This is a genomic window from Streptomyces sp. NPDC006643 (genome assembly GCF_042870175.1).
Taxonomy (GTDB): domain Bacteria; phylum Actinomycetota; class Actinomycetes; order Streptomycetales; family Streptomycetaceae; genus Streptomyces.
In genome coordinates this window covers 188,867-213,372 of sequence record NZ_JBIAHA010000017.1, presented here as the reverse complement: position 1 = coordinate 213,372, position 24,506 = coordinate 188,867, and the positions used below count along the sequence as shown (strand labels likewise).

Sequence of the window (24,506 nt, the reverse complement as noted above, 5' to 3'; positions counted from 1 at the left end):
GATTACCAGCCGAGAATCGGACTGCGGGTCCATTCCGGCTTTCCGGAACGCCACTCTCCGATCCGCCCGGAACTGCTTTCACCTGCACGGCGACCGAGCAGCCCCTAGGGGTGTACGGCTCTTTTCCGCCATCTCGCGGAGGGCACCCCTCATCACACCGGGCGCATAACTCGTTCATGGTCGTTCCGGTAACTCCGGTGCTACGGTCCAGCCACATTCAGGCAATTGCCTGAACCCCACACCGGAGGCGTCGAATGGCCTGGGAAAGTTTCCTGGACGAAGAGTTCAGGCACATGCTGCGAAGTCCGGCGACAGGCGGACCGCTGGAATGGGCGGAACCATTCATCCTCACGGACGGCGACTCCCTCTGGCCCTGTATCGACGGAATTCCCTATCTGCGCCTCGGCCATGACGAATTGCGGGCCGAGGCGACGGACGCCGTCCGGGCCGGCGATGTGACGCACGCGCTCACGCTGCTGCTCGCCGACCGCAAGGACGCCTCGATCCCCGCCGCCGACCCGGTCGCCCTGCGCGAGACGGTCTTCACGGTCACCGAGGGCTCCGCGACCGCCGCGAGTGTCATGGCGGGGCTCGGCTACGGCGGGCTGGGCACGTACTTCCTGCACCGCTGGTGCCAGCCGACGCATCTGAGCGGGCTGGCGCTGCTGGAGGGACACGCCCCCCGGTACGGGACGCTCTTCGAAGTCGGCTGCGGCGCCGGGCACTTCATGCGGCCCTGGCTGGGGCGGTCGGGTCCCGCGATCGGGTCGGACCTGGTCTTCTCACATCTGTGGCTGGCCCGGCTGTTCGCGGCGCCGCGCGCCCGGCTGGTCTGCTTCGACGCGGCGGGGCCGTTCCCGCTGGCGGACGACGTGGTCGACGTGAGCTTCGCCCACGACAGCTTCCACTACTTCCCCGACAAGCCGCACGCCGTCGCGGAGTTGAAGCGGGTCGCCAAGGACGACCGGGTCCTGATCGGTCACGCGCACAACGCGGACGTCGAGAACTTCTCCCCCGGCGCCCCGCTGACGGTGGACGGGTATGTGGAGGCGCTGGCGCCCCGACTGTGCTTCAACGACGCCGAGTTGACCAAGTCGGCGCTGTACGGGATCGGGGCCGACCCGGTCGAACCGGAGAAGCTTTACGAGGCCGCCGCCCTGGCCTTCGTCCATGGGGCACCCGTGCCCGCCGAGCCGGCGGGCTGGCTCACCGGTCCCCGGCCCGGCGACGTACTGCGGGTCAATCCGCTGGCCACCCCCGACGGGCCGCGCTGGCCGAGTGAGGCGTTCGAGCGCGAATTCGTCGAGGACTGGCTCTACTTGCGCGATCTCGCCCATCCGGCGGCGGAGACGGTGGCCGCGGCGCTCGCCGGTGCGGGCGACCGTGATCCGCTCGTGGAACGGCTGGCCATGCGGCGCGCGCTGCTGGATCTGCCGGACCGCTGGCTCTGACACGGGCCACCGGCCGCGCGCGACGGGGCGCCGTCGGGCCTCGCGCCGTCAGACGCCGGCCGTCACCGCCTGACGGCGGCCCGCCGCCGCGGCCTCCAGGTCGGGGACGATATCGGCGAGCGTCGGCGTGGCCAGCATCTCGCGCTGCACCTCGACGGCGTTCTGCCGGAACGACGGTTCTTCGAGCAGGCGCACGACACACGCCCGTACGCGCTCGGCCGTCGCGTCCTCCAGATCGAGGAACAGCCCGTATCCGCGCTTCTCCTGGGCGACGGCGGAGGCCCGTTCGCTCCAGATGGTGCCCGGTACGAGCAGTTGCGGGACGCCGTTGACGACGGCGTTTCCGATGGTCGCCCCGCCGCCCTGGTGCACGATGGCGGAACAGCTCGCCAGTACCTCGTTCATCGGTACGAACGCCTCGGCCCTGACATTGCCGGGAATCCGCGCCACGGACGAGAGCTGCGTCCTGTCGAACGTCGCGATCACCTCGATGTCCAGATCGCCGAGTCCTTCGAGGAGATCGGTCACCGACGCCTGTTCCACGCCGTGCACCTGGCGGTTCGACACTCCGAGCGTGAGCAGTACGCGCGGCTTCTCGGGCCGCTGGAACACCCAGTCGGGCACGGCCAGCGGTTTGTTGACCGGAACGAACCGGACGGGAATGTAGTTCACGTCCAGCGGGAAACGCACACAGGCCGGTGAGGGGTCGATGCTCGCCATTCCGAAACGCAGGTCCTCGTCGAACTCACAGCCGTGCCGGCCGAGCCATTCGGACATCCAGTCGGCGAGCGGGTCGGGCCAGGAGACATCGGGACGGCGTGCCTTGAGTTTCTCGTACTCGAAGTGCACGCGGGCGTTCTGGTCCTGGGCGTAGAGCATGCGCATATGGGCGGCGCCGACGACTTTGGCGATCATCGGGGCCGCGTACATCAGTGGATCCCAGACGATGAGGTCCGGCTTCCACTGTTTGGCGAAGCGCAGCGTCTCGCTGAGCAGCCGGTCCCGGTTGAGGTACTGGATCATCGCGGTCGTCGTCTCGTACGCCTCGCTGACGAACGCGTCGGTCAGTTTCTCGGGGCGGGCCTCGGAGAGCGGGAAGTAGTTCTCCTCCGTACCGTCGCCGGGCTCGGCGTAGTGCCGGTGTTTGGCGATGTCGAAATCGCCACCGGTCCACATGGCGTCGAGACCGGTCTGCATGAACGGGTCGACCTCGGCGGGATTGCGCTGGCCGACGTAGCGCACCTCGTGGCCGGCGGCCCGCAGCGCCCAACCGACCGGCGCCAGGCTGTAGATGTGGGTGCGGGTCGGAAAGGACATCAGCATGACGCGCACGGAGTTCTCCAATGACTGTGGCTGCGACGCTCGATTTATACCGCGCGCGGTGCTTGTGGAGAGAGGGGCGCCGGACAAGTTAGGGGTCGGCGGCCGGGGGGTGGGACCCCTTAGGGGCTGGTGCGCGGGAAGGCGTGGCGGCTAGACAGGAACGCGGACGGATTAAAGGAGTTCGGCGTTCGGAAGCGAGGTGGCGGGAATGGCGGCAGCGGCGCCCCGGGCCAGGGCCAAGGGGTGGATACCGTTCCGCGAGTACCGCACCTGGTACCGCGTGACGGGTCCGGCCGACTCGCGGCGGCCGGCCGTCGTCACCGTGCACGGCGGGCCCGGCAGCACGCACGACTATCTGCTGCGTACCGCCGCGCTCGCCGAGGACGGCTGGCCGGTCGTGCACTACGACCAGCTCGGCAACGGCGGCTCCACCCATCTGCCGGACGCCGGCGCGGACTTCTGGACCGTCGAGCTGTTCCTCGACGAACTCGACAACCTCCTGCGGCAGCTCAACATCGCCGACAACTACGTCCTGCTCGGGCAGTCCTGGGGCGGCATGCTCGCCGCGCGGCACGCCGCGGACCGGCCGGCCGGGCTCCGTGGTCTGGTCGTCGCCAACTCCCCGGCCTCGTACCCGTTGTGGCGTCAGGAGATGGACGTGCTGCGGGCCGCGCTGCCTCCCGAGGTGGAGAGGACTCTGCGGGCACACGAGGCGGCGGGCACGACGGACTCCGCCGAATACACCGACGCCGTCCAGGTGTTCAACGACCGGCATGTGTGCCGGGTCCGGCCGTGGCCCAAGGAGTATCTGGCGACGACGATGGAGACGGCGAACGATCCGACCGTCTACCGGACCATGAACGGGCCGAGCGAGTTCCATGTCGTCGGCACGCTCAAGGACTGGTCCCTTCAGGACCGGCTGCCGGACATCGCCGTCCCGACGCTGGTGATCTCCGGGGCGCACGACGAGGCAACCCCGGTCACCGTACGGCCGTTCGAGGAGCTGGTGCCGGACGTGCGCTGGGAGATCTTCGAGGACTCCAGCCATATGCCGCACTTCGAGGAACCCGAGCGTTTCCGGGCGACGCTGGTGGAGTTCCTGAAGGGCCTCGCCGACTAGCTCCTTCAGCCGTACGACCTGCGACGCCATTTCCTAGGGGTTGTGCAGGACACGACGCCGGACCAGAGGATGGGTTGCATGTCCTTGCCATTGCTGAACTCCGCCGACGCGCCGAGATTTCGCGCGCTCGGTCCGCATCACATCGATGAAGTCGCCGCGCGTTACGGAATGTCGAAGGACGCGCTCGAAGCGGTCCGAGCGGTGTCGCAGGTACTGCCTTTCCGGGTCAACGAATATGTACTCTCCGAGCTGATCGACTGGCATCGCATTCCCGACGACCCGATATTCCAGCTGGTGTTCCCGCAGCACGGAATGCTCGCGGCGGCGGACGAGGCGATCCTGGTCGACCTGCTCCGGCGCGGCGGTTCCAGGAAGGAATTGCGGGACGAGGTCAACCGGATCAGGGCCGGGCTCAATCCGCACCCGTCCGGTCAGATGCAGCTCAATGTGCCGACCCTGTCCGACGGTGAACTGTCCGGCATGCAGCACAAGTACCGCGAGACGGTGCTGTACTTCCCTCAGCAGGGGCAGACCTGTCACTCGTACTGCACCTACTGCTTCCGCTGGGCGCAGTTCATCGGTGACGCGGATCTCCGGTTCGCCGCGCCCGATCCCGCCCTGCTGGTGGAGTATCTGACCCAGCATCCGGCGGTGTCGGACGTGCTCGTCACCGGCGGCGACCCGATGGTGATGTCCACCGAACGGCTGCGCGGCCATCTGGAGCCGCTGCTCAAGGTCGACACGGTGCGCACCGTCCGGATCGGTACGAAGTCCGTGGCGTACTGGCCGCAGCGCTTCACCAGCGATCCCGACGCCGACGACGCGCTGCGGCTGTTCGAGGAGATCGTGGCGTCCGGCCGCAATCTCGCGGTGATGGCCCACTTCAGCCATCCGCGCGAACTGGAGACGGCCCTCGCGCGCCGGTCGCTCGCCCGGATCCGGGCCACGGGCGCGCTGGTCTACTGCCAGGCGCCGCTCATCGCGCACGTCAACGACGACGCGCGCACCTGGGCGGAGTTGTGGCGGGGCGAACTCGCCTCGGGCGCCGTGCCGTACTACATGTTCGTGGAGCGGGACACCGGGCCGCGCAAGTACTTCGAGGTGCCGCTGGTGAAGGCGCACGAGATCTTCCAGACGGCGTACCGGAAGCTGCCCGGCCTGGCCCGTACCGTACGCGGACCCGTCATGAGCGCGACGCCGGGCAAGGTCGTCGTCGACGGCGTCGAGGAGACCCCGGAGGGGAAGTTCTTCCAGCTGCGGATGCTCCAGGCGCGGGACCCGGAGCTGGTCGGCAGGCCGTTCCGGGCGCACTACTCCCCCACCGCGGCGTGGGTGGACCAACTCGTGCTCGACTCCTCAGCGCCGGCGGACATCGCGGCGGCGTTCGAAGGCGCGACGAGTTCCGCCCTGTCCGGGTCGGGCGCCGGGGCGGGGGTGGGCGGCTGATGTCGCACTGGGAATCGGACCCGGAGGAGCGAGACGTGCGGGAGCGGAACACGCGGGAGCGGCGGACCCGGTCGCGGGGCATCTCCCCGAATCTGGCGCTCGACCAGCTCGTGGCGCGGCGTCAGGCCGCCGGCGAGCCAATCGTGCACCTGGGTTTCGGTGAGTCGCGGCTGCCCGTCTTCCCACCGCTGGCCGAGCGGCTGACGGCCGGCGCGGACCGCAACGCGTACGGCCCGGTGGCCGGCGACCACGGTGTCCGGGCCGCCGTGGCGGGGTACTTCGCCCGTCGCCGGCTGCCGACCGACGCGGCGCAGGTGCTGCTCGCGCCCGGCAGCAAGCCGCTGCTGCTGGCGCTGCAACTCGTCCACCCCGGTGATGTGCTGCTGCCGAGTCCCTGCTGGGTGACGTACGGCCCGCAGACGAGGCTCGCCGGGAAGCGGGCGTTCGGGGTGCCGATCCCCGAGGAGTGCGGCGGGGTGCCCGATCCGGCGGCGCTGCGCGACACGATCCGGACGGCGCGGGGGCTCGGTCACGACCCGCGCGTCGTGGTGCTGACATCGCCGGACAATCCGACCGGCACATACGCGCCGCCGGCTCTCGTACGGGAGATCTGCGCCGTCGCCGAGGAGGAGGATCTGCTCCTGGTGTCGGACGAGATCTACCGCGACATCCTGCACGACCCGGACGCGGAGTTCCTGAGCCCGGCCGAGGTCGTGCCCGACCGTACGATCGTGGTCACCGGGCTCAGCAAGAGCCTGGCGCTGGGCGGTTGGCGGATCGGCGCCGCCCGTTTCCCCGCCACGCCCGCCGGTGAGCGGCTGCGCGACGACGTCGCGTCGGTCGCCAGCGAGGTGTGGTCCACCCTGGCGGGCCCGATGCAGTCGGTGGCGGAGTACGCGTTCGCCGAGCCGCCCGAGATCCGGGACCGGCTGCGGGACGACGCGCGGCTGCACGGCACGGTCGCGAAGGCCGTGTACGACATCGTCACCGCGGCGGGCGCGACATGCCGGCCGCCGACGGGCGGGTTCTACGTCTACCCGGACTTCGCCCCGCTGCGCGCGGAGTTGGCCGGTCAGGGCGTCACCGACGGCGAGTCCCTCCAGAGCCGGCTCATCGACCAACTCGGCATCGCCGTCCTGGCGGGCACGCATTTCGGGGACGACCCGAAGGCCCTGCGGTTCCGGGCCGCGACCAGCATGCTCTACGGCCGGACCCGCGACGAGCAGCGCGCGGCGCAGCGGGCGGCCGATCCGCTGAGCCTCCCGCATGTCGCCGACGCGCTCGCCGCGATCGAGCAGGGACTCACGAAGCTCACGGGCTGACGGGCCGCCGCGCCGACGGGCTGACGGACTGACGGGCCGCCGGACTCATGGACCGACCGCACTCTTGAGGAGAAGTGGATGGCAACCGACTCCCCGCGGGGCACCGCGATCGTTTTCCCCGGGATGGGACCGCAGGACTTCCCGACCGTGGGCAAGTTCCTGCTCATCGACCCGGGCGCCCGCGAGATGGTCGCCGAGGCGTCCGACACGCTCGGCTACCCCCTGTTCGAGCGCTACCGGGACAGCGACGGCGACTACTCCGAGGCGGCGCAGGTCACCTTCCTGGTGACATGTCTGGCGCTCGCCCGCTGGGCCGGGTCCACCCTGGGCCTGAGCCCGAGCCACTGCGTGGGTCCCAGCTTCGGCGGCAAGGCGGCGGCCGTGCACTCCGGCGCGCTGGCGTTCGCGGACGCGGTGCGGCTGACGTCGGACCTGGTGCGGTACGAGACGGCGTACTTCACCGACGACCACCCCGGCATCGTCACGCACTCCTTCGCCCGCACCCCGCAGGTGCTTCTCAAGGAGATCCAGGCGGAGTTGGACGAGGAGCGGGAGTGGCACGAGATCTCCTGCCACATCGACCACGACTTCTACATGGTGTCGCTGCGCGCCGAGAAGCTGGACTGGTTCCAGCAGCGGATACGCGCGGCCGGCGGGCTGCCGCTGTACACGATGGATCCGCCGGTGCACTCCAGCACGTTCGGGCCGCTGCGGGAGCGGGTGGAGCGCGAGCTGTTCCCCGCCCTGCGGTTCACCGACCCCACGATCCCGGTGGTCGCGGACCAGGACGGATCGGTGCGTACGACGGCGGACGGCGTACGCGCGATGCTGCTGGACGGCTTCGTACGGCCCGTGCGCTGGCCCGACGTGGTGGACGCGCTGATCGGTCTCGGGGTGCGGGAGATGTATGTGTCGGGGCCGGACAGCCTCTTCGGGCGGGTCGCGTGCACGACGCGCAACTTCGAGGTGACGACGGTCGATCCGAAGTCCGTGCTGCGGCCGAGGCGGCGAACCGTCCTGCCGTAGCGGGCGGTTGACGGGTGAGGCGTACGCGCCGAGGCGCCGGACGGGCCGTTGCCCGTCCGGCGCTTGCGTGTGCAATTGCCCTAGGACACCGACTTCAGCAGGGCGTTGCGGTCGACCTTGCCGTTGGGCGTCACGGGCAGTTCGTCCACGACATGGATCTCCTGCGGCGCCATGTAGTCCGGCAGGTACTCCATGCAGAACGCGCCCAGCTCCATCTCGTCGACGCTCTTGCCGCCGGGCGCCAGGACGACGAAGACCACGAGCACCGGGTCCGCGTCCTTCTTCGGGAGCAGGACGGCGCTGGCCGACTCGACGCCGGTGAACTCCGCCACCCGGCGTTCCACCTCGGCCAGTTCGACCCGGTTGCCGCGGATCTTGACCTGCGAGTCGGCGCGGCCGTCGAAGTACAGCTCGCCGCCCTCGCCGCGGTGGGCGAGGTCTCCCGTACGGAAGACGGTCTGGCCGGTCTCGGGCGTCACCGGGTCGGGCACGAGTGCCTTGGCGGTGGCCTCGGGGTCGTTCCAGTACGCGGTGAACAGCGCCGAGCTGCGGAGGTAGATGTGGCCGGTGACGCCGGGCTCGTCGATGGGCCGGTGGTCGTCGTCGAGCAGCATCATCTCGGCGCCGGGGTGCGCGAATCCGATCGAGAGCTGCTTCTGCTCCTCGGGGACCGGGCGGGGCGCGTCGGTGAACGACGAGGCGACGGACTCGGTGCTGCCGAAGCAGTTCACGATCCGGGCGGCGGGCAGCAACTCCTGGAGCCGGCGCAGTTCGTGCAGCGGGAACGGCTCGCCGGAGAACAGCACACCGCGGATCTGGTCGCCCAACTCGCCCAGCTGGTCCGGTTCGTGGCGCAGCACGGAGCGCCAGATCGAGGGGGCGCCGTTGACCTGGGTGGCCTCGGTGTCGGCGAGGAACCGCAGGAAGCGGCGCGGCCAGCGCAGCAGCGCGCGCGGCACGGGGACGACGGTGGCGCCGCTGCCGAGCGCGAGGCCGATGTCGAGCAGCGAGAAGTCGAACTGGAGCGGGGCCGTCGTGGCGACCCGGCTCTCCGGGGCGACGATGCCGTGCTGGAGCATCCCCCGGTAGAAGGCGAGGATCCCGCGGTGGCTCATCACCACGCCCTTGGCCGTGCCCGTGGTGCCGGACGTGAAGACCATGTACGCGGGGTCGGCGGAGACGATCTCGCGGCGGTGCGCGCGCCGGGGCGCGGGCGCCCGTTCGATCGTCACACCGGACGGTCCGAACCGGCCGGTGCCGACGTGCTCGGGGATGCCGTCCCGGCGGCCGTCCGTGGTCTGGAGGTAGAGCGCGGGCCGTACGCTCCCGATGATCGACAGCAGCCGCTGCGCCGGGGTCTCCGGGCTGACCGGGACGAACGGCAGCCCCAGCGACGAACAGGCGAGGAAGGTCGCGATCGCGGCGGCGGAGGTGTCGGACTCCAGGACGACGCGGTCGCCCATGTCGAGGCCCAGGTCGCCGAGCGTGGTGACGCACTCCTCGACCCGGCGTTCCAGCTGCCGGTAGGAAATGGTGCCGACCTCGTTGCCGGCGAATTCGACGACCGCCGGTTTGTCCGGGGTCAGCCGGGCGCCGACGAGCAGAAACTCATGGAGCCGCTCTATCGAATTCTGAGCGTGCGTGAATACGTGCCGACTCATGTCCGCCTCACAGGATGGCCGCAGAAGACCGCGGAACTTGGACGCCATGGGGAATGCGGAAAGCGTAGCCCCGGCCGTACCCCTACCGGACCCCTAATTCCCGGCGCGCGGGCGGGCGTCGGACCGGGGAGGTTCAGGTGCGTACGGCGGCGAGCGTGCGCCACAGGGTGGCCGGTGATTCGAAGGTCTCCATGGTGAGGGCGTCGTCCCGCAGCCGCACCCCGTACAGGCTCTCCACCGAGGAGAGCAGCTCGACCATGCCCATGGAGTCGAGTCCGACATCACGCAGCGAGGTGGTCTCCTCCAGCGGCTCGTCGGCCGGGAGATACGGAAGGTGGCGGCGCAGCAGTTCTTCGAAACGGTCGTCCCACATGGTCACTGTCACTCCGTAATCAGAGGAGGGGGATTAAGGGTTGCCAGGGCGGAACTCACGCCCGATGGTCGGGGATTGAGTTTACTTGTCGTACCGGCATTCATCGACGGACGGCACCCCCTATTCATTGCGGAGTTCGACCATGGACACATCGGCCGGGCAAGGGCTGCACGCACGATTCCGCCGCGGGCTCGCGACGTCTCCGGACGGTGTCGCCGTGCGGATCGGCGAGGAGTCACTGACCTATCGGGAGTTGCACCGACAGGCGCTGTCCTGGGGCGGGGCGCTGGCGCGTACGGGGGCGCGGGCCGTGGGCGTACTGGCGGGGAAGGGGCCCACGGCGTATCCGGGCATCCTCGCCGCGCTCTACGCGGGGGCGGCCGTCGTGCCGCTGCGCCCCGACTTCCCGGCGGCCCGGACCCGGCAGATCGTCGAGGCGTCCGGCGCCACCGTGCTGATCGCGGACCGGTCGAGCCTCCCGGTGCTGGCCGAAGTCCTCGACGGACGGGGCGACTTCGGGGTGCTGGTGCCCGACGCCCTGGACGGCGACACGGTGCCGGGGCGGCGGGTGGTGCCCGAGGACCGGCACGCGCTGGACGCGCCCGCCGAGGTCAAGCCCGGTGACACGGCGTATCTGCTGTTCACGTCCGGGTCGACGGGGCGGCCGAAGGGCGTGATCCTGACGCACGGGAGCGCCGAGCACTACTTCCGGCTGATCGACGAGCGGTACGACTTCGGCCCGGCCGATGTGTTCTCGCAGGCGTTCGACCTGAACTTCGACTGCGCGGCGTTCGACATCTTCAGCGCCTGGGGCGCGGGCGCGACGTCCGTCGCCGTACCCGCGCACGCCTACCGTGACCTGCCGGCCTTCATCACCGAGCAGGGGCTGACGGTGTGGTTCTCCACGCCGAGCGTCATCGACCTGGTGCGCAGGACGGGTGGGCTGGCGGCGGACCGGATGCCGGGGCTGCGCTGGAGCCTGTTCGCCGGGGAGGCGCTGAAGACCCGGGACGCCGCGGACTGGCAGCGGGCCGCGCCCGGCTCGACGCTGGAGAATCTGTACGGGCCCACCGAGCTGACCATCACCATCACCGCCTACCGCTGGGACGGTGAGCGGTCGGAGCGCGCGTCGGTGAACGGACTTACGCCGATCGGCCGGGTGCACGCGGGCCACGACCATCTGCTGCTCGACGAGGACGGCGAACCGGCCGACACCGAGGGCGAGTTGTGCGTGTCCGGGCCGCAGCTCGCGGCGGGTTACGTCGATCCGCGCAACGAGCCGGGGCACTTCTTCGAGCGGGCGGGCCGGCGCTGGTACCGCACCGGGGACCGGATCCGGCGGCTGGACGACGGCGAGCTGATCTATCTCGGACGGCGCGACTCGCAGGTCCAGGTGCAGGGGTGGCGGGTGGAGCTGGCCGAGGTCGAGCACGCGCTGCGGGACTGCGGGGTGCATGACGCGGTCGCGGTCGCGGCGGACGGGGACACCGGCACGGAACTGGTCGCCTTCTACACCGGGGAGAAGGTCGCGGCCGTCGAACTCGTCCGCCGGCTGCGCCGGTCGCTGCCCGCCGGGGTGCTGCCGAAACACTTCCACCGGCTGGACCAGTTCCCGCTGAACTCGAACCGGAAGGTCGACCGGCGACAGCTCACGGACCGGGCGAATCAGTTGCTGGCGGCGGCGGGTCGGGGTCCGAACGCGACCGGCGGCGCCCGTAGTTAGGGGTGTGGTGGCCCGGTGGGTGGGCGGTAGCTTGCCGGGAAGCGCCCGATTTCCCGGAGCGTGCTCAGCAGGCTCCACGGTGAGGAGAGAGGCAGGATGAGCGTCCAGGCGCGCGTCCAGGACCGTCAGGTCCGGGACTATCCGTTCGACATGCACGAGACCAGCGTGTCCCCGCTGTACGCCACGTTGCAGCGCGAGGAGCCGATGAGCCGTGTCCAGCTGGCGTACGGCGAACCCGCCTGGCTGGCGACGCGGCACGCCGACGTCAAGCTCGTACTGACCGATCCCCGGTTCAGCCGCGAGATCGCGCAGGGGCTCGACCAGCCGCGGATGCGCAGGCAGTCGACCGGCGACGGCATCATGGGCATGGACCCGCCGGACCACACCCGGCTGCGCCGGCTGGTCGGCAAGGCGTTCACGATGCGCCGGATGAACCAGATGCGCGCGGGCGTCCAGGCGCTCGCCGACCGGCTGATCGACGACATGGTCGAGCGGGGGCCGCGCGCCGACCTGGTGGAGGACTTCGCCCGGCTGCTGCCGGTGAACGTCATCTGCGACCTGCTCGGCGTGCCCTACTCCGACCGGGACGTCTTCCGTACCTGGACCGAGGGCGTCACCAACGACGCGACGATGAAGGGCGACGTGCTCTTCGAGATCGGCGACGAACTCGACAAGTACATGGCCGATCTGGTCGCTCTGCGCCGCAAGGAGCCCACGGACGATCTGCTGGGGGCGCTGGTCTTCGCGCGCGACAACGGCGACAAGCTGGACGACACGGAGCTGATCTCGCTGGCCGGCGCGGGACTGCTCACGGGCGGGGTCGAGACCGTGGCATCGGCGCTGCCGAGCTTCGTCTTCACCCTGCTCACCCGCCCCGAGCTGCTGGAGCGGCTGCGGAAGTCGCCCGAGCTGATGCCGGGCGCGGTGGAGGAGCTGCTGCGGTACGTGCCGATCAACACCGCCGCGATGTTCGCCCGGTACGCGCTGGAGGACGTGCGGTTCGGTGACACGGTGGTACGCACCGGTGACCCGGTGCTGGCCGCGCTGCACGCCGCCAACCGCGATCCGGAGGTGTTCGACGATCCGGAGACGATCGACTTCACACGGTCACCCAACCCGCACGTGGCGTTCGGTCACGGTCCGCACCACTGCATCGGCGCCCAGCTGGCCCGGCTGGAGCTCCAGGAGTCGCTGACGGCGCTGCTGGCACGGCTGCCGGAGCTGCGTCTCGCGGACGGTGTGGAGGGCGTGGAGTGGAAGTACGGCGTCATCGTGCGCGGTCCTTCGAGGCTGCCGATCACCTGGTGAGACCCGTCCGCCCGCGGGGCCGCCGGCCCCTTCGCCGGTGACCGTCCTCTTCGCCGGTGACCGTACGACGGCCCCTCCGCCCTGCCCGGCGGAGGGGCTTTCCGTCATCGCGTACGGGACGAGCCGCCGCTGTCGCCGTCGTCCGAATCCGGCAGGTGCACGTCGAGAACGTCGATGTTCACCTCGGCGACCTCAAGCCCGGTCATGTTCTCGACCGCCTCGACGATGCCGGTACGGATGTCGTCGGAAGTCCGTGTGATCGGATAGCCGTACTCCACGACCACATCGACGTCGACGGCGGTCTGCCTCTCACCGACCTCCACCCGCACACCGCGGGTCACGTCGTCGGAGCGGGCCATCTTGTCCCTGGCGGCCCCGAGGGTCCGGGAGAGACCGCTGCCCATCGCGTGGACCCCGGTGGCGTCACGGGTCGCGATACCGGCTATCGAGGCCACCACCGAGTCCGCGATGGTCGTCGTTCCCTTGACGTCGTGGTGACCGTGGTGACCGTGATGGCCGTTCGACATGGTTGTTGACGAGGCTTCTTCGACTGCCATGACCGACTCACCTTTCTGGAACAGGGAGCTTCCGGAGCGCGGTGAACGCCGCCTGTTCCACTGTGCTCCGAGCATCCTCGCCCCGCCATTCGGGTGAGCCGCCCCCGCGGTCGCGGGGGCGGCTCGGGCCGGTCCGGCGGGCGGCGCGGGGTCGCTCAGGTGAGATCGCCGAATTCGCCGTCGAGGATGTCGAACAGTTCGTCGGCCGTCGCGGACGCGATCTCCTCGCGCCCGCCGTCCCGCGCGCCCGGCTCGGGCCACTTCGCGGTGAGCGCGCGCAGCCGGGCGAGGACCTGGCCGTACTCCTGGCCGGCCGGGTCGCCCGAGGAGAGCGCCGCCTCGATCGAGGCGAACTCCGCCTCCAGGGGGGAGACCTCCTCGGGCTCGCCGACCAGTTCCTCGTGGAGCAGATCGGCGATCGCCTGCGGTGTCGGGTGGTCGAAGACCAGCGTGGCCGGCAGCCGGACCTCGGCGCGCTCGGCCAGCAGGTTGCGCAGTTCGAGCGCGGCGAGCGAGTCGACGCCCAACTCGGCGAAGCCCCGCCCCGGTTCGACGTCGCGCGGCCCGTCGTGGCCGAGCACGGTCGCCACGTGCGTACGCACGAAGTCGAGCAGATACGGCGCCTTCTCCCCCGGTCGCATGGCCGCCAGCCGCTCCTCCAGCGACAGGGCGACCGGTGCGGGCGCGGTGCGCGCGGTACGGCGCACGGGTGTGCGGACCAGACCGCGCAGCATCGGGGGTGTCCGGCGGTCCGCCCGGCCGACGGCCTCGGCGTCCAGCCACATCGGCAGCACCACCGGCGCGTCGAGCCCGGTCGCGGTGTCGAAGAGAGCGAGCGCGTCGTCGGTCGGCAGGGCTCGCAGGCCCGCGCGGCGCATCCGTTCCAGGTCCGCCGTGGTCAGTTCGCCCGCCATACCGGCGCGCTCCTCCCACAGGCCCCAGGCGAGCGACGTCGCGGGCAGGCCGAGTTCCCGGCGGTATGTCGCGAGTGCGTCCAGGAAGCCGTTGGCCGCCGCGTAGTTGGCCTGTCCGGCGCCGTCGAAGGTGCCGGCGGCGGACGAGTACATCACGAACATCGAGACGTCACCGGCGAGTTGGTGCAGATGCCAGGCGGCGTCCGCCTTCGGCCGCAGCACGGCGGCGAGCCGGTCGGGTGTCAGGGAGCCGATCAGTCCGTCGTCGACGATGCCCGCCGTGTGCACGATGCCGGTCACCGGATGGTCGGCGAGCAGCTTGGCCACCGAGTCCCGGTCGGCGACGTCGCAGGCGACGACGGTGATCTGGGCGCCCCGCGCGGCGAGTTCGCCGGTCAGCCGGTCCACACCGGGCGACCGGGGGCCGCGCCGGCTGACGAGGATCAGTTCACGGACGCCGTAGCGGTCCACCAGGTGCCGGGCGACGGCCGCGCCGAGGCCTCCGGTGCCGCCGGTGATCAGGACGGTGTCGCCGGGGTCCAGGTCCCGGGTCGCGCCGGTCGCGGCGGCCAGGCGCGGGACGTGCAGTCGCGAGTCTCGTACGACCAGCTCCGGTTCACCGGAGGCGACGGCCGCCGGCAGCGCGGCGGCGGACCCGTCGTCGCGCAGCCGCAGGAGTGTGATCCGGTCCGGGTTCTCGGCCTGGGCGGCGCGTACGAGTCCGGTGACGGCGCCGTCGATCAGCTCCGGCCCCCGGACGACGACGGCGAGGCGGACGGCGGTGGTGCGGCTGTCGGCGAGCCAGTCGCCGAGGAAGGCCAGGGTGTCGGCCGTCGCCGCGTGGACGGCGGCGATCGGGTCGGGCGCCGCCTCGGCCACGGGAGGCGCGTAGAGCACCGCGTCTGGCAGGGGGTCGCCGGACGCGAACAGGGCGGATACGTCGGGGTGGTTGGGGGTGACGCCGAGGTCTTCGCCGATGCTCGCCAGCCGGGCGGTATCGGTGACGCCGGTGGCGCCGGTGGCGCCGAGAGTGCCTCGGGCGTCGGGCAGTGTCGTCCACTCGACCGTGAACAGCTTGTCGTGCGTGCCCACCGCCTCCAGATCCAGCTCGCCGGTGGGTACGGAGCGCACCAGCAGGGATTCGGCGCTGATGACCGGGGCACCGGTCGGGTCCGTGGCGCTGATGGCGTAGCCGCCCTCGGGCACCGGGGTGAGCCGGACGCGCAGCCGGGTGGCTTGCGTGGCGTGCAGTGTGATGCCCCGCCAGGCGTACGGCATGGTCAACTCGTTGTCGGCGGCGAACAGTTCACCGCCGTGAAGGGCCGCGTCGAGCAGTGCGGGGTGGATGCCGAAGCCGGCCGCCGCCTCCTCGGGGAGTTCGACCTCGGCCAGGATCTCCGGGCCGCTGCGCCACAGGGCCCGCAGTCCGGTAAAGAGGGGCCCGTACGTGAACCCCTGGTCCGCCAGGGCCGCGTACGTCGCGTCCACGTCCACCACTTCCGCACCGGCCGGCGGCCAGACGTCCGACGCCGCCGCCAGGACGGGGTCGGCTGCCCGGTCTGACGGAGCGAGGAAGCCACTCGCGTGCCGGGTCCACTCGTGCGCCCGGTCGGCGCGCTCGGCGCGTGCGTAGACGGTGACGGCACGGCGGGCCGTCGCGTCGGGCGCGCCCACGACGACCTGGAGACGGGCGGCCTCCTGGCCCGCGAGCACGAGGGGCGCTTCGAGCGTCAGCTCGTCCACGCGCGGGCAGCCGACCTCGTCGCCCGCGCGGATCGCCAACTCCACGAACGCGGCCCCCGGCACGACGATCGCGCCCCCCAACCGGTGCTCGGCGAGCCAGGGTTGGACACGTGGCGAGAGCAGTCCGGTGAGGGTGACGGAGTCGCTGTCGGGTGCCGGTACGACGGAGGCGAGCATCGGGTGCCCGGTCGCGTCCTGACCACTGCCACCCGGCGCGCCGCCCGTACCGGGGGACGGCTCCAGCCAGTAGCGGCGCCGTTCAAAGGGATAGGTGGGGAGGTCGACCGGCAGCGCGCCGGGAAGGGCGGCCGACCAGTCGACGGTGACGCCGCGGGTCCACGCCTGGCCGATGGCCCGCACGAAGGTGTGGGCCTCGGTGCGGTCGCGGCGCATGAGCGGGATGAACGCGGTGTCGTCGCCGGTGACGCACTCGGGTCCCATGGCGGAGAGCACGGCGTCCGGGCCGATCTCGACGAAGGTGGTGACGCCTTCGCTCTCGATGCGCCGGACGACGTCCACGAACCGGACGGTGTCGCGTACGTGGTCGACCCAGAAGTCGACCGACCGCACGTCGCCGCCGGTGATCAACGGCAGTTGAGGCTCACGGAGTTCAAGACCGGAGACGACCTCACGGAACTCGTCCAGCATCGGGGCCATCAGCGCGGAGTGGAACGCGTGCGACACCTTCAGCCGCGACGTCTTACGGCCCAGGGCGGTGAAGTGCCCGGCGACCGCGACCACCGCGCTCTCCACTCCCGAAACCACCAGCGAGCGAGGTGAGTTGACCGCCGCGAGCGACACGTCGTCGCTCAGCAGCGGCGCTACTTCGTCCTCGGTGGCCTGGATCGCGACCATCGCGCCACCGACCGGCAGCGCCTGCATCAACCGACCACGCGCCGACACCAAAGCAGCCGCGTCCGACAACGACAACACCCCCGCCACATGCGCGGCGGCGATCTCACCGACCGAATGACCACCCAGAGCGTCCGGCCGCACACCCCACGACTCCAACAACCGGAACAACGCCACCTCCACCGCGAACAACGCCGGCTGCGTGCTCCCCGTCTCACCCAGCAGGGCCGCCTCGGTGGACTCCGGCTCCGCCCACATCACCGACCGCACATCGCAGCCCGCCCCACCCAGCGCGTCCAGCACCTCGTCCAACACCACCGCGAAAGCCGGGAACGCCTCGTAAAGACCACGTCCCATCCCCACCCACTGCGACCCCTGACCCGAGAACACCAACCCCACACCACCGTCGGAGGCCGTACCGCGCACCACATCCGGCGCCGTGGCGCCGTCCGCGAGCGCCGTCAGCCCGGCCTGCAGGTCGTCGCGTGAGCCGCCGACGACCGTGGCACGCCGTTCAAGCCCGGTGCGGGTGGTCGCCAGCGCGTGGGAGAGGTCGAGAGGCCGCGTGGTCCGGTCGAGTGTGTCGAGCAGCTGCCGGGCCCGGTCGCGTACCGCGCTCTCGGTCCGGCCCGACAACACCAAGGGCAGAACGGGCGGTTCGGGAGTCTCCCGCGTCGGCTCGGACTCGGTCGGCGGCGCCTGTTCGACGATGAGGTGCGCGTTGGTGCCGCTGATGCCGAACGACGAGACACCCGCGCGGCGCGGCCGGTCCACGGCCGGCCAGGTGCGTCGCTCGGTGAGGAGTTCCACCGCGCCCTCGGTCCAGTCCACGTGCGGGGTCGGCTCGTCCACATTCAGCGTCTGCGGCAGGACACCGTGCCGCATCGCCTGCACCATCTTGATCACGCCGGCCACACCGGCGGCGGCCTGCGTGTGGCCCATGTTGGACTTGATCGAGCCCAGCCACAGCGGTGTCTCACGGTCCTGGCCGTACGTCGCGAGGAGCGCCTGCGCCTCGATCGGGTCACCCAGGGTCGTACCGGTGCCGTGTGCCTCGACCGCGTCGACATCGGCGGGGGCGAGCCCGGCGTCGGCGAGTGCGGCGCGGATCACCCGTTGCTGCGAGGGGCCGTTGGGTGCGGTGATGCCGTTGGACGCGCCGTCCTGGTTGACGGCGGAGCCGCGCAGCACCCCCAGTACCCGGTGGCCGTTGCGGCGCGCGTCGGACAGCCGCTCCAGGAGCAGCAGCCCGGCGCCCTCGGCCCAGCCGGTGCCGTCGGCGGCGCCCGCGAAGGACTTGCAGCGGCCGTCCGGGGCGAGGCCGCGCTGGCGGCTGAAGTCGATGAAGAGTTCGGGCGTGGACATCACCGTGACGCCGCCGGCGAGCGCGAGCGAGCACTCGCCGCGGCGCAGCGCCTGCATGGCCCAGTGCATGGCGACCAGTGACGACGAGCACGCGGTGTCGACGGTGATCGCGGGGCCTTCGAGGCCGTACGTGTAGGAGATCCGGCCGGAGACGAGACTGCCTTCGCTGCTGGAGCCGGTGTAGTCGTGGTACATCAGACCGGCGAAGACGCCGGTGTCGCTGCCGCGCAGGCTGTCGACGTCGATGCCCGCGCGCTCGAAGACCTCCCAGGAGAGTTCGAGGAGGAGTCGTTGCTGCGGGTCCATCGTCAGTGCCTCGCGCGGCGAGATCCCGAAGAATCCGGCGTCGAAGCCGGCCGCGTCGGTGAGGAAACTGCCGTCGCGGACATAGGACTTGCCCTCGGCGCCCGGCTCCGGGTCGTACACGCCCTCGACGTCCCAGCCGCGGTCGAGCGGGAAGCCGGCGACGGTGTCGACGCCGCCCGACACCAGGCGCCACAGGTCCTCCGGCGAGGCGACGTCGCCGGGGTAGCGGCAGCTCATGCCCACGATGACGACCGGGTCGTCCGCCTCGCTGTCCGTCGCGACGGTGCGTCGCGTCACGGCGGCGGCGGTCGGCGTCGCCGCGAACCTCTCGCGGAGCACGGTCGCGAGCGCGTCGGGTGTGGGGTGGTCGAAGACCAGCGTGGCGGGCAGCCGCAGTCCGGTGGCGCGGCTGAGGCGGTTGCGCAGTTCGACGGCGGCGAGCGAGTCGAAGCCCAACTCCCGCAGCGCACGGTGGGGTTTGATCGCGTCGGTGCCCTGGTGGCCGAGGACCGAGGCGATGTGTCCGCGCACGGCGTCGAGGAGGAACTGCGCGCGCTGCGGCTCGGTGAGCCCGGCGAGTCTCCCTTCCATGGCGGAGAGTTCGGCCCTCTCGCCGTCCGCCGCCGCGATACGGCGCGTGGCCGTCGGGACGAGACCCCGGAGCACCAGGGGCAGTTCGGCGCCCCGGGCGCGCAGCGCGTTCGCGTCGAGTCGCATCGGGTAGAGCAGCGGTTCGTCGCTGCGCAGGGCGGCGTCGAAGAGCGCGAGCCCTTCGTCGTCGGTCAGTCCGATGTCGCCCGATCCGGCCATGCGGGCGAGGTCGGCGTCGGTGAGGTGACCGGTCAGTCCGCTGCGCTGGGACCAGAAGCCCCAGCCCAGCGCGTGCGCGGGCAGACCGGTCGCCCGGCGGTGGGCGGCGAGGCCGTCGAGGAAGGTGTTCGCGGCGGCGTAGTTGCCCTGGCCGGGGCCGTCGACGGTGCCGGCGAGTGAGGAGTAGAGGACGAACGCGGCGAGGCCGGCGTCCCGGGTCAGTTCGTGCAGATGCCAGGCGGCGTCGACCTTGGGCCGCAGTACGGCGGACACCCGCTCCGGGGTCAGCGACGGGATCGTGCCGTCGTCCAGGACACCCGCCGTATGGACGACGGCGGTCAGCGGGTGCGCGGCCGGAACGGCCGCCAGCGCCGCCGCGAGCGCGGACCGGTCGGCGGTGTCGCACGCCGTGATCGTCACCTCGGCTCCGAGCGCGCCGAGTTCGGCGGCGAGGTCGGCGGCGCCCGGTGCGTCGGCGCCGCGCCTGCTGGTGAGCAGGAGGTGGCGTGCGCCGTGCGCGCGCACCAGATGCCGGGCGAGCAGGGCGCCGAGTACGCCGGTGCCGCCGGTGATCAGGACGGTGCCCTCGGGGTCGAGCGGGCGGGAGGCGTCTTCCGGGGCCGTGGGCGTCGTGGGGGCCGCGCGGACGATACGCGGGATGAACAACCGGCCGTCGCGCAGCGCGAGTTGGGACTCGCCGGAGTCGAGCGCCGTGCGCAGGTCTCCGGCGCCGGGCGGCTGCCGGTCGATGTCGAGCAGCACGAAGCGGCCCGGCTCCTCGGCCTGTGCGGCGCGGACGAGTCCCCAGACGGCCGCGGCCGGCAGGTCGGTGACGTCCTCGCCGCCGGTGGACATGGCGCCTCGGGTGACGACGACGAGCCGGGAGCCGGCGAGGCGTTCGTCGGCCAGCAGGCGCTGGATGTCCGCCAGTACGGCGGCGGTCACGCGGTGCGCCTGGTCGACGGTGTCCGCGCTGTCGGCGGAGGTGACGGAGAGGAAGACGGTGTCCGGTACGGCGGTGTCGAGGTCGGCCCGCGCGCCGACGGCCTCCCGGAGACCGAAGTGGTCGGTGCCGACGACGGCGCTGTCCGGCGCGGAAACCGGTTCGGACAGGGGCGCGGCGTCGGACAGGGGCGCGGTGTCGGGCAGGGGCGCGGTGTCGGGCAGCGGCTGCCAGTCCATGCGGTAGAGCGAGTCCCTGGCGGCGTCCGCGGTGGCGGCCGGCCGCATGGCCCGGATCAGCAGCGATTCGACCGAGGCGACGGGCGCGCCGGTGGCGTCGGCGACCTCGATGGCGACGGCGTTGTCCCCGGCGGGCGTCAGCCGTACGCGTACGGCCGCCGCTCCTTGCGCGAACAGCGCGACACCGTTCCACGCGAAGGGCAGGGCGATCTCCCCCTCGGGGGCGGGCGGCAGCAACTCCCCCACGTCCACGGCCTGTACGACGGCGTCGAGCAGCGCCGGGTGGATGCCGAACCGGTCGGCCTCCGCCCCGTCCGGCAGTGCCACCTCGGCGAAGACCTCGTCGCCCTGGCGCCACACGGCGCGCAGCCCCTGGAACGCGGGGCCGTAGCCGTAACCCTGCTCGGCGAGCGTGGCGTACGCGCCGCTCAGGTCGACGGGCTCGGCCCCGGGCGGCGGCCACTGGGTGAGTGCGAAGCCCGGGGTGGGGGCGGTGGCGGTGAGGTGGCCAACGGCGTGCTCGGCCCACGGCTGGTCGGGCAGCGCGCCTTCGGGGCGGGAGTGGACGGTGAGGGGACGGCGGCCGGTGGTGTCGGCGGCGCCGAGGGCGACCTGGACGACGACCGCTCCGGTGTCCGGTAGCACGAGCGGCGTCAGGAGGGTCAGCTCCTCGACGGTGCCCGCGCCGACCTCGTCGGCCGCGCGGACGGCCAGTTCGACGAATCCGGTGCCGGGGAACAGGACGCTGCCCGCGACGACGTGGTCGGCGAGCCACGGCTGGGTGCGGATGTCTAGGCGTCCGGTCAGCGCGAGGGTGTCGCCCTCGGCGAGGACCATGGCGGCGCCGAGGAGCGGATGGCCGGTGGGGGTGAGTCCGACGGAGGCGACGTCGCCCCCGTCGGACCGGGGGGTGCTGTCCAGCCAATAGTGCTCCCGCTGGAAGGCGTACGTCGGCAGGTCGACCCGCCGCGCGCTCTTCGGGAACGCCGTCGTCCAGTCGACGTCGACCCCGTGGGCGAACAACTCGCCCGCCGAGCGCAGGAATCGGTCGAGGCCGCCCTCCCCCCGGCGCAGTGTCCCGACGACGGCCGCGTGCCGATCGAGGACGTCGAGGTTCTCCTGGATGCCGACCGTGACGACGGGGTGGGCGCTGATCTCCAGGAAGCCGGTGTGGCCCTCCTCGGCGAGGGTGGCGACGGCGTCGGCGAACAGGACCTGTTGGCGCAGATTCCGGTACCAGTACCCGGCGTCCATGGTGGTGGTGTCCAGCCAGTCGCCGGTGACGGTGGAGAAGAACGGGATCCGGGCGGTGCGCGGCCGGATCGGGGCGAGGACCTGGAGGAGTTCGTCGCGCAACTCCTCGACCTGTGGGGAGTGCGAGGCGTAGTCGACGGCGATACGCCGGACGCGGATCTCCTCGGTCTTCAACTGCGCGTACAGGCCGTCGAGTTGATCGGGGTCGCCGGAGACGACGACCGAGCGCGGGCCGTTCACGGCGGCGACGGACACCCCGGGACGCAGCCGTGGTTCGACATCGGCGACGGGCAGGGCGATCGACATCATGCCGCCCGCGCCGGCCAGGGAGCGGGCGATGGCCTGGGAGCGCAGGGCGACGATCCAGGCACCGTCCTCCAGGGACAGGGCGCCGGAGACGACGGCCGCCGCGATCTCGCCCTGCGAGTGGCCGACGACGGCGTCCGGCCGCACACCGTAGGAGCGCCAGAGGGCCGCCAGGGACACCATCACGGCGAACGAGGCGGGCTGGACGACGTCGACGCGCTCCAGCGCGGAGCCGTCGGGGTCGCGCAGGACGTCCCAGAGCGACCAGTCGGTGAGCGGTTCGAGAGCGTCGGCGCACTCGGCGAGGCGCTTGGCGAACACGGGGCTCTCCCCGGCCAGTTGGGCGCCCATGCGGATCCACTGGGTGCCCTGGCCCGGGAAGACGAACACGGTCTTGCCGCCGGCGGTGACGGTCTCCGGGGGCAGGTCGTTCCCGGCGGCGACGTCGGTGAGCGCGGCGCGCAGCTCGGCGCGGTCGCGGCCGACGAGGACGGCGCGCCGGCCGAACACGGCGCGGCCGGTGGTGAGCGAGTGGCCCACGTCCACGAGGTCGGCGTCCTCGCGCGTGTCCAGATACTCCAGCAGGCGGGTGGCGAGAGCGCCGAGCGCGGCGTCGTTCTTCGCGGTGAGCACCCAGGGCACGAGGGTGTCCGCGCCGTCCTCGGCCGGTGCGACCGGGGCCTCGGCGGGGATCTCGTCGGCGGCCTCCTCCACGATGAGGTGGGCGTTGGTGCCGCTGACGCCGAACGAGGAGACACCGGCGCGCCTCGGCCGGTCGCCGCTCTCCCAGGGCAGTGCCTCGGTGAGCAGTTCGACGTCGCCCGCCGACCAGTCGACCTGGGTCGACGGGGCGTCGACATGCAGCGTCTTCGGCAGTACGCCGTGCCGCAGCGCCTGCACCATCTTGATCACACCGGCCACCCCGGCGGCGGCCTGGGTGTGCCCGATGTTCGACTTGAGTGAGCCGAGGCGCAGCGGGCTCCGCCGGTCCTGTCCGTACGCGGCGAGCAGCGCCCGCGCCTCGATGGGGTCGCCGAGTGTGGTGCCGGTGCCGTGCGCCTCCACGACGTCGACGTCGGACGGTGCGATACCGGCGTCGGCGAGGGCGTCGCGGATGACCTGGCGCTGGGCGATGCCGTTGGGCGCGGTGAGTCCGTTGGACGCGCCGTCCTGGTTGACGGCGGAGCCGCGCAGCAGGGCGAGCACCTGGTGGCCGTTGCGCCGGGCGTCGGAGAGCCGTTCCAGGACGACGAGACCGACGCCCTCGGCGAAGCCCGTACCGTCGGCGGCGGCGGCGAAGGCCTTGCACTTGCCGTCCGCCGCGAGCGCGCGCTGGCGGCTGTACGCGGTGAAGGTGCCGGGGCCGCTGAGGACGGCCGCGCCGCCGGCGAGGGCCAGGGAGCACTCACCCGCGCGCAGCGAGCGCATGGCGAGGTGCATGGCGACCAGGGAGCCCGAGCAGGCGGTGTCGACGCTGAGGGCGGGGCCGCTCAGCCCGTACACGTAACTCACCCGCCCCGCCAGGACGCTCAGCGCGTTGCCGGTCACCAGATAGCCGTCGGTCCCCTCGGGTGCCTCGTGCAGCCGGGGGCCGTACTCCTGCTGCTCGGCGCCGATGAACACACCGGTGGCGCTGGAGCGCAGTGTGGTGGCGTCGATGCCGGCCCGCTCGAACGCCTCCCAGGACGTTTCGAGTACGAGGCGCTGCTGCGGGTCCATGGCCTTGGCCTCGCGCGGCGAGATGCCGAAGAAGTCGGCGTCGAATTCGAGCGCGTCGTCGAGGAAGCCGGACTCGTGGGCGTATGTCGTGCCGGCCTTGCTCAGGTCCGGGTCGAAGAGCTTGCCGAGGTCCCAGCCGCGGTCGGTGGGGAAGCCGGAGATGACGTGGCGTTCCTCGCTGACGATCCGCCACAGGTCGTCGGGCGACATCACGCCGCCCGGGAAGCGGCAGCCCATGCCGACGACGGCGATGGGCTCGCCGTCCTCGGCCGGCTGCCGCGCCGTGCGGTCCGCGTCGGCCTCGATACCGAGGAGTTCGGTGGCGAGGTGGCGGGTCAGTGCCTCGGGGGTGGGGTGGTCGAACAGGACGGTGGCGGGCAGTTCGGTGCCGGTGGCCGCCGAGAGTGCCTTGACGAGGCCGACGACGGCGAGCGAGTCGAAACCGAGGTCCCGGAAGGCCCGGTCGGGGTCGACGGCCCCGGGCGGGCCCGGGGTGCCGGGCGCGTCGCCGGCGCCCGGCGCGTCGGGGCGTGCCTTGCGCAGCACGGCGAGCGTGTGGTCGCGCACCAGGCGGCGCAGCGCGTCGAGCGCCTCGGCCGGCGGGCGGTCGGCCGACCAGGGGACGCGGCCGGCCGGCTCGCCGGGCGCCTGGCCGAGTGCGGCGTACTCCGGCTCGTTCATCAGCGCGTTCCATTCTTCGGTGTTCGGGGCCATGGCAGCTCGGGGTGGGACCGGGACTCGGGCG

11 protein-coding genes and 1 pseudogene are annotated in these 24,506 nt (G+C 71.9%); 7 read left to right on the top strand and 5 right to left on the bottom strand.

Annotated elements, in window-relative coordinates:
- Nucleotides 1–254: 254 nt before the first annotated feature.
- A complete protein-coding gene (locus ACFYNU_RS23585) occupies nucleotides 255–1,451 on the top strand; it encodes a methyltransferase domain-containing protein (RefSeq protein WP_356588534.1) in 1,197 nt (398 codons plus the stop codon).
- A 48-nt stretch (nucleotides 1,452–1,499) separates the two neighbouring features.
- On the opposite strand, the gene ACFYNU_RS23580 is transcribed toward ACFYNU_RS23585, so the two are convergent.
- On the bottom strand, nucleotides 1,500–2,774 hold the full coding sequence (locus tag ACFYNU_RS23580) for a nucleotide disphospho-sugar-binding domain-containing protein (protein WP_356588532.1): 1,275 nt from the start codon (nucleotides 2,772–2,774) through the stop codon (nucleotides 1,500–1,502).
- Nucleotides 2,775–2,982: 208 nt separating this feature from the next.
- Here ACFYNU_RS23580 and ACFYNU_RS23575 point away from each other — a divergent pair, with 208 nt between their 5' ends.
- The 4 genes from ACFYNU_RS23575 to ACFYNU_RS23560 all read left to right on the top strand — a co-directional run bounded on the left by ACFYNU_RS23575 (nucleotide 2,983) and on the right by ACFYNU_RS23560 (nucleotide 7,688).
- Complete coding sequence (locus ACFYNU_RS23575; RefSeq protein WP_356588530.1) at nucleotides 2,983–3,894, top strand: proline iminopeptidase-family hydrolase; 912 nt, start codon at nucleotides 2,983–2,985, stop codon at nucleotides 3,892–3,894.
- A gap of 78 nt (nucleotides 3,895–3,972) precedes the next feature.
- Nucleotides 3,973–5,340 (top strand): lysine 2,3-aminomutase, encoded by a 1,368-nt coding sequence (locus ACFYNU_RS23570; protein ID WP_356588528.1) that lies wholly within the window; start codon nucleotides 3,973–3,975, stop codon nucleotides 5,338–5,340.
- A gap of 35 nt (nucleotides 5,341–5,375) precedes the next feature.
- Nucleotides 5,376–6,662, top strand: coding sequence for an aminotransferase class I/II-fold pyridoxal phosphate-dependent enzyme (locus tag ACFYNU_RS23565; protein WP_356588526.1), 1,287 nt, complete (start codon nucleotides 5,376–5,378; stop codon nucleotides 6,660–6,662).
- Nucleotides 6,663–6,740: 78 nt separating this feature from the next.
- Entirely contained in the window at nucleotides 6,741–7,688 is a 948-nt protein-coding gene (locus tag ACFYNU_RS23560; protein ID WP_356588524.1) for an ACP S-malonyltransferase, read from the top strand.
- Nucleotides 7,689–7,768: 80 nt separating this feature from the next.
- Here the strand turns inward: ACFYNU_RS23560 and ACFYNU_RS23555 are convergent, their stop codons facing one another.
- Both ACFYNU_RS23555 and ACFYNU_RS23550 read right to left on the bottom strand, forming a co-directional pair.
- Nucleotides 7,769–9,349 carry a D-alanine--poly(phosphoribitol) ligase gene (locus ACFYNU_RS23555; protein ID WP_356588522.1) on the bottom strand — a complete coding sequence of 527 codons (1,581 nt, stop codon included), beginning with the start codon at nucleotides 9,347–9,349 and terminating at the stop codon, nucleotides 7,769–7,771.
- A 133-nt stretch (nucleotides 9,350–9,482) separates the two neighbouring features.
- Nucleotides 9,483–9,734: an acyl carrier protein gene (locus ACFYNU_RS23550; protein WP_388767157.1), complete on the bottom strand. Its 252-nt coding sequence runs from the start codon at nucleotides 9,732–9,734 to the stop codon at nucleotides 9,483–9,485.
- Between the two features lie 130 nt (nucleotides 9,735–9,864).
- Between ACFYNU_RS23550 and ACFYNU_RS23545 the strand changes: the two genes are divergently transcribed.
- On the top strand, nucleotides 9,865–11,445 hold the full coding sequence (locus ACFYNU_RS23545) for an AMP-binding protein (RefSeq protein WP_356588520.1): 1,581 nt from the start codon (nucleotides 9,865–9,867) through the stop codon (nucleotides 11,443–11,445).
- Nucleotides 11,446–11,541: 96 nt separating this feature from the next.
- A complete protein-coding gene (locus tag ACFYNU_RS23540; protein ID WP_356588518.1) occupies nucleotides 11,542–12,753 on the top strand; it encodes a cytochrome P450 in 1,212 nt (403 codons plus the stop codon).
- A 104-nt stretch (nucleotides 12,754–12,857) separates the two neighbouring features.
- Here the strand turns inward: ACFYNU_RS23540 and ACFYNU_RS23535 are convergent, their stop codons facing one another.
- Both ACFYNU_RS23535 and ACFYNU_RS23530 read right to left on the bottom strand, forming a co-directional pair.
- Nucleotides 12,858–13,310 (bottom strand): Asp23/Gls24 family envelope stress response protein, encoded by a 453-nt coding sequence (locus tag ACFYNU_RS23535; protein WP_388767154.1) that lies wholly within the window; start codon nucleotides 13,308–13,310, stop codon nucleotides 12,858–12,860.
- Nucleotides 13,311–13,465: 155 nt separating this feature from the next.
- Nucleotides 13,466–24,442 (bottom strand): annotated as a pseudogene (locus ACFYNU_RS23530) (type I polyketide synthase); the annotation flags it as partial.
- Between the last annotated feature and the right edge of the window lie 64 nt (nucleotides 24,443–24,506).

Excerpts from the sequence above, each read along its gene's own strand:
- ACFYNU_RS23580 (WP_356588532.1), bottom strand. The coding sequence starts at position 2,774 with ATGCTGATGTCCTTTCCGACCCGCACCCACATCTACAGCCTGGCGCCG.
- ACFYNU_RS23540 (WP_356588518.1), top strand. The coding sequence starts at position 11,542 with ATGAGCGTCCAGGCGCGCGTCCAGGACCGTCAGGTCCGGGACTATCCG.
- ACFYNU_RS23585 (WP_356588534.1), top strand. The coding sequence starts at position 255 with ATGGCCTGGGAAAGTTTCCTGGACGAAGAGTTCAGGCACATGCTGCGA.
- ACFYNU_RS23560 (WP_356588524.1), top strand. The coding sequence starts at position 6,741 with ATGGCAACCGACTCCCCGCGGGGCACCGCGATCGTTTTCCCCGGGATG.
- ACFYNU_RS23535 (WP_388767154.1), bottom strand. The coding sequence starts at position 13,310 with ATGGCAGTCGAAGAAGCCTCGTCAACAACCATGTCGAACGGCCATCAC.
- ACFYNU_RS23555 (WP_356588522.1), bottom strand. The coding sequence starts at position 9,349 with ATGAGTCGGCACGTATTCACGCACGCTCAGAATTCGATAGAGCGGCTC.
- ACFYNU_RS23575 (WP_356588530.1), top strand. The coding sequence starts at position 2,983 with ATGGCGGCAGCGGCGCCCCGGGCCAGGGCCAAGGGGTGGATACCGTTC.
- ACFYNU_RS23545 (WP_356588520.1), top strand. The coding sequence starts at position 9,865 with ATGGACACATCGGCCGGGCAAGGGCTGCACGCACGATTCCGCCGCGGG.
- ACFYNU_RS23570 (WP_356588528.1), top strand. The coding sequence starts at position 3,973 with ATGTCCTTGCCATTGCTGAACTCCGCCGACGCGCCGAGATTTCGCGCG.